General features: G+C 60.9%; 20 protein-coding genes. All 20 read left to right on the top strand.

The genetic code is table 11. The features are described 5' to 3' along the window. The first annotated feature begins 2 nt into the window (after positions 1 to 2). The 20 genes from AABM55_RS10370 (at position 3) to AABM55_RS10465 (ending at position 16,441) form a co-directional block, all read left to right on the top strand. Positions 3 to 200 (top strand): TraR/DksA C4-type zinc finger protein, encoded by a 198-nt coding sequence (locus AABM55_RS10370; RefSeq protein WP_347930015.1) that lies wholly within the window; start codon positions 3 to 5, stop codon positions 198 to 200. After that, positions 190 to 2,406, top strand: a complete 2,217-nt coding sequence (locus tag AABM55_RS10375; protein ID WP_347929479.1) for a VapE domain-containing protein — start codon at positions 190 to 192, stop codon at positions 2,404 to 2,406. The genes AABM55_RS10370 and AABM55_RS10375 overlap by 11 nt, the downstream gene beginning before the upstream one ends. Then, positions 2,399 to 2,758: a hypothetical protein gene (locus tag AABM55_RS10380; protein ID WP_347929480.1), complete on the top strand. Its 360-nt coding sequence runs from the start codon at positions 2,399 to 2,401 to the stop codon at positions 2,756 to 2,758. Before AABM55_RS10375 ends, AABM55_RS10380 begins: the two co-directional genes overlap by 8 nt. Positions 2,759 to 3,283: 525 nt before the next feature. Next, positions 3,284 to 3,628 carry a phage holin family protein gene (locus tag AABM55_RS10385; protein ID WP_347929481.1) on the top strand — a complete coding sequence of 115 codons (345 nt, stop codon included), beginning with the start codon at positions 3,284 to 3,286 and terminating at the stop codon, positions 3,626 to 3,628. Between the two features lie 166 nt (positions 3,629 to 3,794). Then, on the top strand, positions 3,795 to 4,397 hold the full coding sequence (locus AABM55_RS10390) for a terminase small subunit (protein WP_347929482.1): 603 nt from the start codon (positions 3,795 to 3,797) through the stop codon (positions 4,395 to 4,397). A 4-nt stretch (positions 4,398 to 4,401) separates the two neighbouring features. Next, positions 4,402 to 6,423 carry a phage terminase large subunit family protein gene (locus AABM55_RS10395; protein ID WP_347929483.1) on the top strand — a complete coding sequence of 674 codons (2,022 nt, stop codon included), beginning with the start codon at positions 4,402 to 4,404 and terminating at the stop codon, positions 6,421 to 6,423. Between the two features lies 1 nt (position 6,424). Continuing rightward, complete coding sequence (locus AABM55_RS10400) at positions 6,425 to 6,631, top strand: phage head-tail joining protein (protein WP_347929484.1); 207 nt, start codon at positions 6,425 to 6,427, stop codon at positions 6,629 to 6,631. Beyond that, on the top strand, positions 6,631 to 8,112 hold the full coding sequence (locus AABM55_RS10405) for a phage portal protein (protein ID WP_347929485.1): 1,482 nt from the start codon (positions 6,631 to 6,633) through the stop codon (positions 8,110 to 8,112). Before AABM55_RS10400 ends, AABM55_RS10405 begins: the two co-directional genes overlap by 1 nt. Beyond that, positions 8,109 to 9,260, top strand: coding sequence for a head maturation protease, ClpP-related (locus tag AABM55_RS10410; RefSeq protein ID WP_347929486.1), 1,152 nt, complete (start codon positions 8,109 to 8,111; stop codon positions 9,258 to 9,260). Before AABM55_RS10405 ends, AABM55_RS10410 begins: the two co-directional genes overlap by 4 nt. Beyond that, entirely contained in the window at positions 9,260 to 9,604 is a 345-nt protein-coding gene (locus tag AABM55_RS10415) for a head decoration protein (protein WP_347929487.1), read from the top strand. The genes AABM55_RS10410 and AABM55_RS10415 overlap by 1 nt, the downstream gene beginning before the upstream one ends. Before the next feature lie 62 nt (positions 9,605 to 9,666). Beyond that, positions 9,667 to 10,662, top strand: coding sequence for a major capsid protein (locus AABM55_RS10420; protein ID WP_347929488.1), 996 nt, complete (start codon positions 9,667 to 9,669; stop codon positions 10,660 to 10,662). A gap of 2 nt (positions 10,663 to 10,664) precedes the next feature. Continuing rightward, positions 10,665 to 10,985 (top strand): hypothetical protein, encoded by a 321-nt coding sequence (locus AABM55_RS10425; protein ID WP_347929489.1) that lies wholly within the window; start codon positions 10,665 to 10,667, stop codon positions 10,983 to 10,985. Then, a complete protein-coding gene (locus tag AABM55_RS10430) occupies positions 10,982 to 11,647 on the top strand; it encodes a hypothetical protein (RefSeq protein WP_347929490.1) in 666 nt (221 codons plus the stop codon). Before AABM55_RS10425 ends, AABM55_RS10430 begins: the two co-directional genes overlap by 4 nt. Then, on the top strand, positions 11,640 to 12,152 hold the full coding sequence (locus AABM55_RS10435; RefSeq protein WP_347929491.1) for a hypothetical protein: 513 nt from the start codon (positions 11,640 to 11,642) through the stop codon (positions 12,150 to 12,152). The genes AABM55_RS10430 and AABM55_RS10435 overlap by 8 nt, the downstream gene beginning before the upstream one ends. After that, positions 12,149 to 12,715 (top strand): phage baseplate assembly protein V, encoded by a 567-nt coding sequence (locus tag AABM55_RS10440; protein WP_347929492.1) that lies wholly within the window; start codon positions 12,149 to 12,151, stop codon positions 12,713 to 12,715. Before AABM55_RS10435 ends, AABM55_RS10440 begins: the two co-directional genes overlap by 4 nt. 57 nt (positions 12,716 to 12,772) lie before the next feature. Then, positions 12,773 to 13,033: a hypothetical protein gene (locus tag AABM55_RS10445; protein WP_347929493.1), complete on the top strand. Its 261-nt coding sequence runs from the start codon at positions 12,773 to 12,775 to the stop codon at positions 13,031 to 13,033. A 5-nt stretch (positions 13,034 to 13,038) separates the two neighbouring features. Continuing rightward, entirely contained in the window at positions 13,039 to 13,365 is a 327-nt protein-coding gene (locus tag AABM55_RS10450) for a GPW/gp25 family protein (RefSeq protein WP_347929494.1), read from the top strand. After that, positions 13,362 to 14,243 (top strand): baseplate J/gp47 family protein, encoded by an 882-nt coding sequence (locus AABM55_RS10455; RefSeq protein WP_347929495.1) that lies wholly within the window; start codon positions 13,362 to 13,364, stop codon positions 14,241 to 14,243. Before AABM55_RS10450 ends, AABM55_RS10455 begins: the two co-directional genes overlap by 4 nt. Position 14,244: 1 nt before the next feature. Further along, positions 14,245 to 14,853, top strand: coding sequence for a phage tail protein I (locus AABM55_RS10460; protein WP_347929496.1), 609 nt, complete (start codon positions 14,245 to 14,247; stop codon positions 14,851 to 14,853). Next, positions 14,846 to 16,441 carry a phage tail protein gene (locus AABM55_RS10465; protein WP_347929497.1) on the top strand — a complete coding sequence of 532 codons (1,596 nt, stop codon included), beginning with the start codon at positions 14,846 to 14,848 and terminating at the stop codon, positions 16,439 to 16,441. The genes AABM55_RS10460 and AABM55_RS10465 overlap by 8 nt, the downstream gene beginning before the upstream one ends.

The following is a 16,441-nucleotide window of genomic DNA, read 5'->3' on the forward strand; positions in this document are numbered from 1 at the left end:
ATATGGCAGGTGAGATCCTGGAGCGCTCTGAGGAAGCTTTTGCAGCACGCAAGCCGGCGCCAGTGGCTGAGTCGCTGAAGATTTGCATCGACTGCGACGAACCGATTTCTCAAGGGCGTCGGGTGGCCTCACCAGGTTGCAAACGTTGCACGGAGTGCGAAGACATCAAGACCATGCACGGAGCGCACTATGCTCGATGAGGTTCTCGGACAATTCGCGGACTACGGTCTTGAGCCTGCTGAGCCGCTGACTTTCGGCAAGCTGACCCGCTGCAAAACCACTCAGGACAAGGGCAAGGAAAAAAACGGTTGGTACGTCATTCACGAGCATCGGACTGAAAAGAACGAAACGCTGATCTTCGGCAGCTTCGGTGACTGGCGTTCAGGTGAGACGCAGAAGATCAAGGTCAAGGCCGGGCGGATGTCGCCAGAAGAGCGCGAGGTTATGCGCGCTCGGCAGGAAGACGCCAAGCGCCGCGCCGCCGAGATCGCGGCCAATGCCGCACGTCGAGCGGCGAACCGAGCGGCGGGGTTGTTCAAGCGCATGCCGGAGAAGGGCCGCTGCGATTACCTGGATCGAAAGCAGATCGTCGGTTTCGGCGTTCGTTACGCACCGCGCTCCGGCGCTTTTTTGGTGCCTATGTGCAACGTGCGAGACCAGATCGTTGGCCTGCAGGTGGTGTTTCCAACCAAGCAGGAAGACACCGGCCGGGATAAATCCTACTGGCCCTACGGTATGTCGAAAGAGGGCGCCTTTCACCTGATCGGGCCGCACCCGGAGCCAGGTGAGCCGGTGCTGGTGTGTGAGGGGTACGCGACGGGCGCTAGCCTGCATATGGCAACGTCGCTGACCGTGGCCATTGCCTTCGACGCGGGCAACCTGCTGGCTATCTGCAAGGCCATGCGCGAGCGTTTCCCCGGATGCCCATTGATCGTCTGCCGCGATGATGACTGGAAGACCAAGCGCCCAAACGGCGAGCCCTGGAACCCCGGTGAAGAGAAGGCGAACAACGCCGCATTGATCGTTGGTGGTCAGGTTGTTGCGCCAATCTTCTCTGGTGAGAGAGAGGACAAGTGGACGGACTTCAACGACCTGCACGTTGCCGAAGGCTTGGAGGCGGTCCGCCGCCAGGTGTTGGCGGTGGTCAAGCCACCGGCAGCGGGTGGTTGGAAGGATCAACTGGCCCGTAGCGAAAGCGGCGCGCTGATCGCGCACATGCAGAACGTCGAGCTGATCCTGGCCAATGACGAACGCTGGGCCGGGGTGATCAGCTACAGCGCCTTCAGTTCGAAGATAGTGAAACTGCGTGCTGCCCCGTATGGCGGCGGCACAGGCGATTGGGCGGACATTGACGATGTACGGGTAATGAAGTGGCTCGCGCAGCAGTACAACTTGCGGGTTAAAGCTTCACACGTGATCGAGGCGGTGAGCGTCGTAGCGCATGACCATGCGTTCCATCCAGTGCGCCAATATCTGCGCAAGTTGGAATGGGATCGCGTGCCGCGTCTTGAGAGCTGGCTCACGGATGTCATGGGCGTCAAGGCCACTGATTACTCCTCGAAGGTCGGTAAGCGCTGGATGTTGTCTGCCGTGGCCCGGGTGATGAAGCCTGGCTGCAAGGCTGACTCTGTGATGATTCTCGAAGGCGCACAGGGCGCTGGTAAGTCGACGGCGATGAGCATTCTCGGCGGTGAATGGTTTATGGACACGCCGTTTGCGCTGGGTGATAAGGACGGCTTTCAGGCGATCAGGGGCAAGTGGATCGTCGAGCTGGGTGAGCTGGACAGCTTTAACAAGGCGGAAAGCACCAAGGCTAAGCAGTTCTTTTCGGCGTCCACTGACACTTATCGCGAGAGCTACGGCCGCAGAACGATGGACGTGCCACGCCAGTGCGTGTTCGTGGGTACGACGAACCAGGACGAGTACCTCAAGGACGCAACCGGTAACCGGCGTTATTGGCCGGTGGCGTGTACCAAGGTGGATCTGGAGCTGTTGCGCTCGATCCGCGATCAGTTGTGGGCTGAGGCGGTGTTCTGTTACGACGCGGGCGATCTCTGGTGGGTGACTCTGGATGAGGCGGCGATGTTCGGCGAAGAGCAGGACGAGCGCTTTGTGGTGGACGAGTGGGAAGGGCCGATTCTGACCTGGCTGGAAGAGTCGCAGATCGGCGAGACCACCACCGGCAGCGATGTGCTGACCAGTGCGTTGAAGTTGGACTTCGGGCACTGGGGCAAGCCGGAGCAGATGCGCGTCGGCGCGATCATGCATCGGTTGGGGTGGCGGCGGGTGCGGTTGCCTCCGTTGGTGAAGAGCGGGCAGCGACCTTGGGCTTACAAGAAGCCGGCAGGGTGGGGCGGTGCTTCGGTGTTGAAGCGCGAAGTGTTCGAGGAGCCTTGCTTTGATTAAGGAGATCGATTCGCTGCTTCGGTTGTGGGCGCAGGAGCTGCATTCCGAACATTCGAAAGGGGGGCTCGCTGGGGGGAATATGGTTGCCATGATGATGGAGAGTAATGGGCAATTGATCCGCGGGCGGCGTGCCTTCCGAGCGCCGCTGGAGAGTTCGTTGGATATTGAGCTGATCGTGAACAAGCATCTTGCGCCCGAGTTGGTTACGGTGGTGCGGGAGCATTACTGCACGCTCGATGTGGATATGCGTTTGCGGTATGCCCATTGCGGTTGCGGCCGCGACACGTATTACCAGCGCTTGCATGACGCGCATCTGCAGATCTTCGGGATGCTGATGGGGATGGCTGCGTGACCCCAGGCATGCATCCGGCTGTTGTTGTCCTACTGGCCCGTCTTGTCCCGCTGCGTTTTGATGCAGTGGGACAGGTGCGGGTCTTGTCGTTGTTGGGTTGTCCCACCGTCCCGCCTGCGAGCGCCTCACACCCATGTATGCGTAGCGGGCAGCAGCACGCGCTTACGCGCGAACGCGTGTTCTTTAATTTTCTTCCTTTACACGAGAAAGTAGAAAGATAAGTAGGACGGTGGGGCGAAGCCCCGAATTTAGGCGCTCTCAGGTGTCCTACTTCGATTCTGAAAGGTGGGACGTATGGGACGCCGCCGAAACAACAGAATGCCGTGGTGGTGTATTCGCCGACATTCGCTAGGCGTTCCCCCTGTGTTACCCACTTATTCACCGGGTGGCATTAAAACAGGGTTGCTGCCACCGGAATCGACCTGTAAAAAGTAGTCATCTTCGATAGGTGCGGCCGCAGAGAGCGGCAGGCACCAACCACCAAACCCGGCCATTGCGCCGGGTTTTTGCGTTCAGGGGTTGGCGATGACAAGCGAGCAACAAGCACTGGCAGAGATGCCGATCTGGTTAGTAATCGTCCTGGCCTTGGTCGGTGGTGTATCGGGTGAGATGTGGCGGGCCGACAAGGATGGGGCGCGGGGCTGGGCATTGTTGCGAAGGCTCGCGCTTCGATCCGGTGCCTGCATTGTCTGCGGGGTGTCGGCGATGATGTTGATGATCGCTGCCGGCATGACGATCTGGACGGCGGGCGCCTTGGGTTGCCTCACGGCGATGGCCGGTGCGGACGTCGCCATCGGGTTGTACGAACGATGGGCCGCGAAACGGCTGGGCGTCTGCGAAGTCCCGCCCGCCGGGGGCGAACAGGGGTGATGCACCGATCTGGGGCGCCGAAAACCGCCGGGGACCCTGGGGGTATTCGGGGGGTACGGGGTCGGAAACCCGCGGGAAAGTGTTAGCGGCAGGGTTGCCAGCTTACTGAAATTCAATCCATTGAAATTGAAAGGTTCCCATTGAAAAGCCGTTGAAAGGAGGGCTTATGACAGAACCAATGTACCTGTCAAAGAGCGCCTTCGCGGCTCGGATCGGCAGGGCACCCAGCTACATCACCTGGTTGAAAAACAACAATCGTCTGGTGCTGACCGCCGATGGTAAACAGGTTGATGTCACGGCCAGCGAAGCGTTGATTCGCGACACCGCTGACCCTAGCAAGACCGCCGTCGCTGACCGCCACCACCAAGACCGGCTTCAGCGTGATGTTTACAGCCAGCTATCCAGCCAGGCCGAGTCGACTTCAACGGCTGCGCCGCCGCTCGCGATCACCCCTGCGGGGCAGCTCCCCGACTTCCAGAAGGCCCGCGCACTGCGCGAGCACAACCTGGCGCAACTCGCGGAGATCGAGTTGCACAAGGCTAAGGGCTCGCTGGTGGCTCTGTCGGCGGTTCAGACCGGTGCCTACAACGCCGGTCGCATGCTGCGCGATCAACTGTTGGGGATGCCTCCGCAACTGGCTCCCGAACTGGCCTCCATGACCGATCCGTGGGAAATCGAAAAACACCTCACGGCGGCTATTCGCCGCTCGCTGGAAGACGCCGAACGCATGTCTTCGGCTGACCTTGAACACGCACTGACCACGAGTTAAGCCCATGCCCACGGAAATTCCTGACGGTGCAGAGGTGTACCGCGAGGCGTATTTCCGTGGGCTACGGCCCGACCCGGACGTCTGGATCGATCAGTGGGCCGATGAGTACATGCGGATCCCGCGTGACACCGGCGCCGCTGAGCCGGGCCAGTACCGCACCTCGCGCACACCGTATGCCCGCGAGCCTATGCGTTGTCTGTCACCGGCTCACCCCTGCAAGCGCGTGATCACCATGGTTGCGTCGCAGTTGATGAAAACCCAAATCGGTCTGAACTGGATCGGCGGCCTGATGCACATGGCGCCGTCGAACATCCTGGCGCTGCTGCCCAGCCTCGGCCTGGCCAAACGGGTGTCGTCGCGAATTGGCAAAACGATCAAGGCCACGCCCGTACTGCGGGAGCGGGTGGCGGCCAACCGGTCGCGGGACTCGCGCAACACCATGGATACCAAGGAGTTCGAGGGTGGCACGTTGTACGTCACCACCGCCGGCTCGGCAGCCAACTTATCGGAGCTTTCGGCGCGCTACGTTTACGGCGATGAGATCGACCGCTGGGAAGTCGACATCGGCGAGGAGGGCGATCCCATCGAGCTGGCGGAAACCCGGGGCAGCACCTTTGGCCGCAACGCCAAGTTCTACTTCTCCAGCTCGCCGACGATCAAGGGCGCCTCGCGAATCTCTGATCTGTTCGACGGTAGTGACCAGCGTCATTACTACGTGCCGTGCCCGTATTGTGGTCACATGCAGGTGCTTGAGTGGGAAAACCTTCTCTACTCGGCCGACTTTAGCGTAGTGCATTACAAGTGCGCGGCGTCCGGAATGGACTGTGACGTGCTGATCGATGAGTACCACAAGGGTGAAATGCTCGCCAAAGGCGAGTGGCGCGCCCACGCCGAGGGTGACGGTGAGACGGTAGGCTTCCACCTCAACGCGTTGTATTCGCCGTTGGGTTGGATGGACTGGAAGTCGCTGGCCAAGCAATACGAGAAGGCAAAAAAGGCCCAGGCCAAAGGCGATCTTGAACCCATGCAGGTGTTCTATAACACCCGTCTGGCGAAGGTTTGGGACGCGGCTCAAGAGCAGACCAAAGCCGACGTGCTGAGACAGCGGGCGCGGTTGGAAACCTTCACCCTCGGCTCACTGCCGGCGGCGGTGATGATGATCACCGGTGCCGTCGACGTTCAGGCCAATCGCCTGGAGTTCATGGCCATGGGCTGGGGGGCCGGTATGGAGCGCTGGGTCGTAGACTACCAAGTAGTCTCGGGCGATCCTGCAGACGAGCGCACCTGGGCGGCGCTGGATGAATTGCTCAAGGCTAAATATCGCCATCCGTGCGGTGTCGGTCTTGGCATTCTCGCGGTGGCCGTCGACTCCGGTGGTCACCACACCGATGAGGTCTACCAGTTCTGCCGCGTTCGTCGCTGGCGCAACGTGTTCGCCATCAAAGGTGCGAGCAAGCCCGGCAAGCCGGTCATTGCTCAACGGCCGTCCATGGTCGACGTGACCTGGAAAGGCCAGACCGAACGCAACGGTGCCGAACTTTGGTTCGTGGGTACCGACACGGCGAAGGACTGGATCTACAACCGCTACCCGTTCGAGTCCGGGCCGGGCGCGTTGCACTTCGCCAATGACCTGCCGGACGACTTCTTTGACCAGTGCGTTGCGGAGCGCAAGGTCGCCCGCTACGTGCGGGGTCACAAGCGCATCGAGTGGGTCAAAGGCAAGGCCGAGCGCAACGAAGCGCTCGACCTGATGGTGTATTGCCTGGCCATGGCGCATTACCTGGGCCTCAACCGCTACAAGGAACATGACTGGGAGCGCGTACGTCAGTCCCTCGCGCAGTCTGGATTGTTTGACGAAGCCCTGAGCATCAAGCCTGTTCAAGGTGAACGGGTCGATAGCCCTGGTCCAGCAACACCTGCTCGGCAACCGGCTCCACCACCCGCTGTTCCGGTCGTGCAAACGCGTCCCGCAGCAACACCACCTCAACGCCGCAGCTCTGCCAGCGGCTACCTGAAGAGACGCTGATATGTCATTTACAAAGAAGCACCTCGACGCGGTTGAGGCGGCTATTGCTCGCGGTGAAAAAACCGTGCGCTACACCGACCGCACCGTGGAGTACCGCACGGTCGACGAGCTGCTCAAGGCTCGCGAAGAGATTCGTTCGTCGCTGGTCAACGCTGCCGGACCACGCTCACGTGTGGTCCGGCTGTACCACGGAGGCAAGGGAGTCTAATGGCCCGCCACTTCCCTACGCTGACCCGTAACGGATTCGTGTTGCCGTCGAACATCAAGGCCAGTTACGAAGGCGCCGGAGAAGGGCGTCGCTCCACTGGCTGGGATGCACCCGACAACGGGATCAACAGCATCAACACCCCGGCACTGCGCAACCTGCGGTCGCGCTCCCGGGCAGCGGTTCGCAATGACCCGTATGCCTTCAACGTGATCGACAAGCGCGTCAGTAACCTGATCGGCACGGGCATCACCCCTCGGCCGACCACTGACGACGATGCTTTACGCAAGTTGCTGCAGGAGCTGTGGGGTGATTGGGTCGATGAATCGGATGCGGATGAGCGCACCGACTTCTACGGCCAGCAGGCCCTGGTGGCGCGCACGGTTGAAACCTCGGGCGAATGCTTTGTCCGCCTGCGACCGCGCAGCCTGGACGAGGGCTTGGCGGTTCCACTGCAGCTCCAGATTCTGGCTCCGGAGTTCGTGCCGCATGACAAGTTCGAGACCACCAGAACCGGCAACATCATCCGCGCCGGAATCGAGTTCAACCCAGGTGGCAAGCGGGTGGCGTACTGGATGTACCTGTCGCATCCACGCGATGCGGCGTCGCTGAACGCCGGCTATAACCAGTTGGTCCGTGTGCCGGCTGCCCAGGTGCTGCACATCTTCGAGCCGGTTGAGCCCGGTCAGCTGCGTGGGGTGCCGCGATTGTCGCCGGTGCTGAAGCGCCTGCGCAGTCTCGACAACTACGACGACGCGGTGTTGTTCCGTCAGGAAGTGGCGAACCTGTTTGCCGGTTTCATCAGTCGTCCGTCTCCGGACTCGGGACAGGCGCCCCGAGATCCAGTCACCGGCCAGCTTTTGGATCTCGACCGCGACGGCTTCACCCCGATGGTGGCGCTGGAACCTGGCACGATGCAGGAGTTGGGGCCCGGTGAGGAGGTTGAGTTCTCCAAGCCGCCAGATGCGGGCAACAACTACCCCGACTTCATGCGACAGCAACTGATGGCAGCCGCCGCCGGGTCCGGCACGCCTTACGAGATCCTCACCGGCGACATGCGCGGGATCAATGACCGAGCGCTGCGTGTGGTGCTCAACGAGTTTCGGCGCCGCCTGGAGCAACTGCAATTTAGCGTTTATGTCCACCAGCTCTGCCGCCCAGTACGGGCCGCCTGGATGGACATGGCGGTGTTGTCGGGTGTCCTGATGCTGGACGATTACGCGCAGAAGCGCCGCAACTACCTGCGTACCCGTTGGGTGCCGCAAGGTTGGGCCTACATCCAGCCGGTACAGGACGTTCAGGCACGACGAATGGAAGTGCAGGCCGGCTTCGCCTCACGCAGCGAGATGGTCCTGCGCACCGGCTACGACGCCGAAACGGTCGACCTGGAAAACGCCGCCGATCTGGCGCGGGCCACAACATTGGGCCTCAACTACAACACCCTTGATGCCGTCGAAACCAACGACGACAAGGAGCAACCATGAGCAAGAAAGCGCGACCGCGCATTTACAACCGCGCTGGCCAGCGCGTGCAGGTTAAGGACAAGACCTGGTACGCCGTGCAAGCCAGCGGTGAGGCCACCGAACGGGTGATCGAGGTCTTCGTCTATGGCGAGATTGGCGCCTGGGGCATCACCGCCAATCAGTTCGTGCAGGACTTGCGCACGATGGACGATGGTGTCTCGCCGGTGATCGCGGCATTCAACAGCATCGGCGGCGACCTGTTCGATGGGCTCGCCATGCACAACGCATTGTCGCGCCTGGGCGAACGCTGCACCGGTCGTATTGATGCACTAGCTGCCAGTGCCGCCAGCGTGGCGGTGTGCGGCGCACACAAGGTCGTGATTTCGGCCAACGCCATGCTGATGATTCACAACCCCTGGACCTATGCCGCCGGTGACGCCGAAGACTTCCGCAAGGTGGCCGATGTGCTTGACCAAACGATGGAGGCGATCATCGCGGCCTACAAAGCGAAGGCGCCGAACATTGATGAGGTCGAATTGCGGCGGCTGGTGGCCGCTGAAACTTGGCTCACCGCCAATGAGGCCGTGGCCTTGGGCCTGGCTGATGAAGTCGGCGAGGGCATCAAGGTCAAGGCCTGCCTCGGCCAGGGCGGCGTGCTTCAGCGTTACCAGCACGCACCGGCTGAACTGCTAGCCCAGCTCGACGAACCACCCGAGTCTGATCCGGAGTTAGAGCCTGAGGATCCGCCACTGGTACCGCCTGTGGTCGACTCTACCAAGTTGGCGCTGATGATCACCCAGCGTTGCACGGAGGCGGGCATAAGCAATCTGGTCGCGCCGCTGCTCAGTTCGACAAAGCTTGAAAGCGAAGAGATCGTCCTGGCCGGTCTGGCCCGCGCCAAGGCGGTGAATGACCTGTGCGTGGCTGCGCGGTTGCCGGAATTCAGTGCCGAGTATGTCGCGGCGGGTTTGGATGCTCCGGCGGTGCGGGCGCGCCTGTTCGACAAAATTGTCACCAGTGGCAAGGGCTTTGAAATCGACAACAGTCTGCCTCTGGACGATGACCCGGCACCCAAGGTGCAGGCCAAACAAATTGATCAACCTTCGATCTGGTCCGCCCGCCAAGCCGCGCATACCGGTAAACCTCAATCCGCTACAGGAGCAAGATGATGACTATTCAACGAGAGCCGATGCACGCAGGTGAATTTCTCCTGTCCGAAGCCGCTGGCACCATTTCCCGCGAAGCCATTAACGTCGCGGCCGGTCCTGCTTTGGAGCCGGGGCAGATTCTCGGCCAGATCAGTACGACTGGCGAATTTGCACCGTATAACCCAACCGCCGAAGACGGCAGCGAATATGCGATCGCCATTCTCTACGGTCCGCTGGGTCAATCGGACGTGGTCCGACGCGGTCGCGCCGTGGTACGACTGGCCGAGGTCAGCGAAGCACACCTGACCGGTCTGGATCCTGCAGCCGAAAAGGCCCTGGCCACTCATTTTCTGATCGTCCGCTAAGTCGATCCCCGTGTTTATCCGGCCCGCCCTGTGCGGGTTTTTTGCTTTCTGGAGATAGCTACATGGCTGACATTGAAATCTTTAACGATGACGCGTTTTCGGTCTCTTCGCTGACCGCCGCCATCAACGAGCAGGAATACCTCCCGGGCCGCATCAGCAGCCTCGGTTTGTTTCAGGAGGAGGGCATCACCACTCTGACGGTCCAGATCGAAAAGGACGGCGACACCCTGGCTCTGGTGCCAGCCGGTGAGCGTGGCACATCCGGTTTGGTCGTCGGTGGCAGCAAGCGCAACCTGATCCCGTTCAACACCGTGCACCTGCCGCAACGCTTCGCCATCAAGGCCGATGAGATCCAAGGCATCCGCGCCTTCGGCACCCGTTCGGAACTGCAAGCCGTGCAGGACGTAGTCAACAAACGTTTGGGTAAAGCTCGTCGACAGCTCGACGCTACGCACGAATTCCAGCGCATGGGCGCGCTGAACGGCCAGATCCTGGACGCGGATGGCAAAACCGTGTTGCTCGACATCTACAAAACGTTCGGTGTGACCCGCAAAAAAATGTCCATGGAACTCAACAATCCTGACACGGAGTTCCGCGTTAAGTGCGGCGAAGCGCTGGATCTGCAGGAAGAACAGCTGGGCAGCATCACCAGCAGTGGTTCGCGAGCGTTCTGCGGTAAGAATTTCTGGAATCAACTCCTGAAGAACGTAAAGGTGAAGGAGACTTTCCTCAACACCCAGCAAGCCGCAGCGTTGCGCGGTGATGCCCGTGAAAGCTTCGAGTTCGGCGGAATCGTCTGGGAACGATATCGCGGCAAGATCGCTGGCGTGTCTTTCGTCCACGACGATAAGGCACTGCTGATTCCCGAAGGCGTACCGGACCTGTACATCTCGGTGTTTGCACCGGCTGACTACATGGAAACGGTCAACACCGAAGGCGTACCGTACTACAGCAAAATTGAGCCGATGCCATTCAACAAGGGTATGTCCGGTGAAGCCCAGTCCAACCCGCTGCACCTGTGCACCCGACCGCTCGCTCAGATCCTGCTGGAGCTCTGACCATGGGCTTTCGCGACCTGGTCGCCGAGGTCGACGCGGTGGTGTTCGAAACTTTGGGCGATACCGCACGGATCGAGGGTCGCGAGGAACCAGTGTTCGGCATGTTTTCCGCGCCCTGGCTGCAGCCGAAGCTCGGCAAGCTCAATACCGGCTTACGTGAGCCTCGGTTCGAGATCCGCGTCAGCGATTCGCAGGGCCTTGTACGCGGCCTGTTGGTCAGCATCGATTTGCCTGCCTTGGATGGCGGCGGCGATTACGACCTGCTGCAGCTGGAGCCGAGCGGCGACGGTCTGGTCGCCTTGATCCTGAGGTTGCGCCCATGAGCGTCGGTAGCCATTTCAAACCGTCGGCCGGCGGCGGGATGATCTCCATCCAGTCCTCGGCCGCAGACCTTCAAGCGTTTCAGGACTTTGCCAAGCTGGTGCCCAAGGCGGCTGCGACGGCACACCGACGCGCGATCAACAAGACGTTGGGGTGGTTGCGCACGCACATCGCCCGGGCCGTCAGCCGACAGGAACGCATCGCTGTCGCGGCGGTGCGTCAACGGTTGCGCAGTTACCCGGTTTCCGGCGGGGCTTCGAGCGGAAAACTGTGGTTTGGGCTCAACGCCATCGAGTCCAGCAGGATCGGCCGAGCACGGCAGACCGGCAGCGGCGTATCGGTGGCGGGGCGGCGATACCAGGGCGCGTTCCTGAAGAAGGTCTACGGCAACAAACCGGACATCTGGATCCGCACCGCGAGCAAGCATTTCAACGCAGACGATTATCCCGATAGCACGGTGTCGCCCGGTCGTGGGCCGAGTTCGGGGTGGGTTGCTGAACACGGCAGTCGATTTCCGCTGGCCAAGGCCAAAGTGTCTCTGGAGCAAGCCCGTCCCCACTTTGAAAGCTGGGTACAAAAGGCCGATGAGCGCTTGCTGGAGATCCTGAAACAGGAGCTCAACTTTGAGCTACAGAAATACCTCAAGAGGATCGGTAATGTCTGACGACCCCTTCAGCCTTGATCAGCTTTATCTGGCGGTAGAACAGCATCTGCTTGCTCACCTGCCAGGCGTGCAGGCAGTTTCAGCTTGGCCGAACATTGCAGATCGAGTGGTGTTGCCAGCGGTGTTTCTTGAGGTGGCCGAGATCGAGCCGGGTACCGATATCGGTACCGGCGAAACCTCGCTGATCTGTAAGTTCGAGGCGCGCATCATCGTCGACCCGATCAAGCCGCACCATCATCAACAGGCCGTGCAATTGGCGACGCAGTTGGCGGTGCTGCTGCGTGCGCAGACATGGGGGGTAGCAGTTGAACCCGCCGAGTTTGTGCAAGCGCTGCAGGACTGGACCCAGCCGCACCTAGATGGATACACCGTGTGGTTGGTGGAGTGGACTCAGCAGGTCTATCTCGGCGTCGAGGAATGGCCATGGCCTGATGAACCACCGGGAACGTTGGTGTTTGACGTTAACCCGGGTGAAGGCCCGTTCAGGCCGGAGGATCTGCCGTGAGTTATGCCAGTGCCCAGCATGACCGCATGATCGCGGGGACGGTTAAGGCTTGCTATGTAGTCGCGATGGATCTGTCCGCATCGCCGCCAGTGTGTCGGGTGTCGGATGGCAGTGACTGGGTCAGCGCGTGGGTGCGCTGGCACAGCATCGCCGCCGGCAAGGCTCGGCACTGGCGGGCGCCTTCCATGGGCGAGCAGGGCAGTTTGATCAGTCCCAGCGGTGACGTGTCGCAAGGCACGTTTGTCCCGGGCCTGTATGGCAATGCCGGCCCACCACCAGACAACCGCGACCACGTCGAGGTCTGGCGTTTTGATGATGGCGGCTCGCTGGTCTACGACTGGCAGGCCAAGAGCTACACCATCACCCTGCCCAGCGGCACCGTGACCATCAAAGTCGGCAGCACTGAAGTGGTCGTAACCGATAGCGCCGTTACCGTAACGGCTGCAAATATCAACTTGAAAGCGGCGGTGATGATCGAAGGCGCGTTGCACGTCACCAAGGGCATCACCAGTGCCGGCGCGATCATCGACGCTGGCGGCAACAGCAACCATCACACGCATTAATTTCAACTTACGAAAGCCCGCCCAGTGCGGATTTTTTTTTCATGCCTGGAGAAACACATGGCCAAGATCGTCGACACACTTGTCACCGACGAAACAGCGTCCGCATCACCGATGCGGGAACCGGTACCGCCAGCGACACCGGCAGCACCGGAAATTTTGAAGTTTCGCGACAAGGTCTACACGTCGCGGCTGCTGATCGTCCCCGGTACCGACCGCACCTTACCGGTGAACAAGGCGGTTGTAGAGGTTCCGGTGTCCGATACCGACGCCGTCAAGTTCCTGAAAGCCAACGAAGAATTCGAGCTGCTGAAGGAGTGATGTAGATGATCGGAATGGACCGCCACACCGGCCAACCCATTTCCGGCATCGCGCACTTGCGCCAATCCGTTCCAGACATTTTGGGCACGCCGTTGGGCAGCCGCCGGCATCGGCCGGAGTACGGCAGCAAGCTCCGGCGGTTTGTGGACTTGCCCGTTAATGAGGGCTGGAAAAGCGCCGTACAGGCGGAAGTCGCCCGCGCATTGGGGCGCTGGGAGCCGCGTTTGAAACTGGATCAGGTGCGCGTCATTTCTGTTATCGGCGGGAAAATCAACCTGAAGATCGTCGGGCAGTACCTGGGCGACGGCGTCACGCTGGAGGTAGCCGTATGAGTATCGTGGATCTGTCGTCGTTGCCGGCGCCGACCGTGTTGGAGCCGCTGGACTTCGAAGAGGTGTATCAGGAGGGGCTGGGGGTTTTTCGCGGGTACATGGGCGGCAACTGGACCGCCGCACTGGAAAGCGATCCGGTGGTTAAGGTGCTGGAGGTCGGGGCTTACATCAAGGTCGGCAACCGCGCCCGGGTCAATGACGCCGGCAAGGCGGTATTGCTGGCGCACGCCATTCGCGGTGACCTCGATCAGTTGGGGGCAAACGTCAATCTGAAGCGCCTGGTCATTCAAGCCGAGGATCTGCTGGCGGTGCCACCGGTGCCGGAGGTCAAGGAAGACGACGACCCGTTTCGTGAGCGCATCCAGTTGGCCTATGAGGGGCTGACCACGGCCGGCCCGCGTAACAGCTACATCCTGCATGCGCGAAACGCCTCGGGACTGGTGGCGGATGCCACGGCCGAAAGCCCGGCGCCCTGTTGCGTTACGGTAACGGTGTTGGGCTTGGACGGGGAAGGTGTGGCACCGCCGGAGCTGTTGGCCACGGTGGCCGCTGCGCTGAATGACGACGAAGTGCGGCCGGTGGGTGATCGGGTGACGGTGCAGAGCGCGCAAGTGATTCGCTACCAAATCAACGCGATTTTGCACATGGCCAGCGCCGGCCCTGAGGCGGATGCCAGTTTGGCCGAGGCTAAAAGTCGATTGGCGGCCTGGATCAATCCGCGCAGGCGACTGGGCGTCGAGGTGGCACGGTCCGGCGTAGACGCCCAGCTGCACGTTGCCGGTGTTTCCCGGGTGGAGCTGGTCGGATGGCAGGACCTGGCCCCGACCAAGGCTCAGGCGGCGTTCTGTACGGACTGCACCGTGAAGCTGGCGGGCTGATATGAAAAGCCTACTGCCGATCAACAGCACGCAATTGGAACGGGCCATGGAGGCCGCGTTTTTCGAGAAAACGATTGTCCCGCTGCGCGACCTCTACAACGCCGATACCTGCCCGGTGCATTTGCTACCGCATCTGGCGTGGGCCTGGTCGGTGGATCGCTGGGACTACCGATGGACCGAGGCGACCAAGCGCGCCGCCATCAAGGCCTCTTACTACATCCATGCCCACAAGGGGACCATCGGCGCGCTGCGCCGGGTGGTTGAGCCCCTGGGCTACCTGATCGAGATTATCGAGTGGTTCAACACGGTGCCGGAGGGCATCCCGGGCACGTTCGCGCTGAAGGTCGGCGTTCTCGACACCGGTATCACTGAGGAAATGTATCAGGAGCTGGAGCGGCTGATTGACGACGCCAAGCCCGTCACGCGGCACCTGACGGGGCTGGCGATCAGCCTCGAAACTCAAGGTGCTTTGAATATCAGTGTCGCCCTGTACGAAGGCGATGAAATCGACGTTTACCCGCCGGTGATGCGTGACATCGAGGTCACGGGCCGCTTCGGCGTGGTCGGTTGCGAACACTCCATAGACACCCTGGACGTTTATTATGATTGATGCGAATTCGCAGTTTTTTGCGATCCTCACGAACGTGGGGATGGCCAAACAGGCGAACGCCGACGCGCTCGGCATTCCCTGGAAGATCACCGAAATGGGGGTAGGTGATGCCAATCCGGGCGGGGTAGAAATCCCGCCCAACCCGGTCCCGTCGCCGGCCCAGACCAAACTACTCAACGAGTGGCGCCGAAAGCCGCTGAACCAGCTGAAGATCGACCCGGTCAACCCGGCGGTGATCATCGCCGAGCAGATCATTCCGGCCGATGAGGGCGGTAAGTGGATTCGCGAAATCGGCCTCTACGATGCGGACGGCGACCTGGTGGCGGTGGCCAACTGCGCGCCGAGCTTCAAGCCGTTACTGTCGCAGGGCTCGGGCCGCACGCAAATCGTGCGGATGAACTTCATTGTCAGCAGCACCGGGAACATCACGCTCAAGATCGATCCGGCGATTGTGCTGGCCTCGCGGGCCTACGTCGACGCGGCCATTCTGGAGGTGCTGCCGAAGAACAAAACACCCGGCGAGTGGACTCGGGTCAAGACCAACGATCGCGGGCTTGTGGTGTCGGGCGATAACCCTGACACGCTGGCCGGGATGGGCATCAAGGACAGCTACACCAAGGCCGAAATCGAGTCGATGATTGCCCAGGCCTCGGCGCTGCCGGTCGGCACCATGGTGGCGTTTCCGGTGAACAAGGTTCCACCGGGGTTTCTGGAGATTGACGGCAGTGTGAAGAGTGCTGCGGTCTATCCGGATCTTGCGACGTTCCTGGGAACTGCATTCAACAAGGGCGGTGAGGGCGCTGGAAACTTCCGCCTGCCGGAGTCGCGCGGCGAGTACCTGCGTGGCTGGGATCATGGGCGCGGTATTGATGCAGGACGTGGTATCGGCACCTATCAGGGCGCTTCCTACCTCTATGACACATTGGGCCAACTATCTACGCCTAATCGGTTGGCGTCTTCAGTTCAGGACGAGGATCTGGCCGGGCGGATCACTCGAGATCTGACGGTCTGTCAGCCGAGCGTCACGACGAATACTGCGTCCTACGTTGACACCGGCAGGGCCGTTCGCACGCGTAACCTCTCGGTTATGTGGTGCATCAAGGCCTGGAATGCGCCAATCAATCAGGGAAACATTGATGTCGCCGCGCTGGTTACGTTGGCGGCGCTGGCCACGGAGACGAATCAGGGGACGGCAAAAGTCGCGACTCAGACTCAGGTCAACGAAGGCACGGATGACGCCACGGTAGTGACCCCCAAAAAGCTTCGGCGCGGGTTTGCAATCAGCCTGGCTACCAACGGCTACGTTGCATTTCCGACATGGCTTGGCGGGTTGATCATTCAGTGGGGCACGGTGTATGCCCCAACTTACGGCACGGCTAACGTGTATATGACTATGCCGATTGCTTGGCCAATTGCGTTCCCTAATGTGGCATTTGCGGCCATGGGGTCGATCTTTACCGGTATATCCTCGAGCAGCTTTACAAACTGGTCGCTTGAGGGTCGAAGTAAGACGGGAACCTCTTGGTACTACGCGGGTGGACAGACAGGAGCTAGTCCGGTGCTTTCATACATCGCTATAGGGAATTAA

Source organism: Pseudomonas helvetica (assembly GCF_039908645.1).
Taxonomy (GTDB): Bacteria; Pseudomonadota; Gammaproteobacteria; order Pseudomonadales; family Pseudomonadaceae; genus Aquipseudomonas; species Aquipseudomonas helvetica.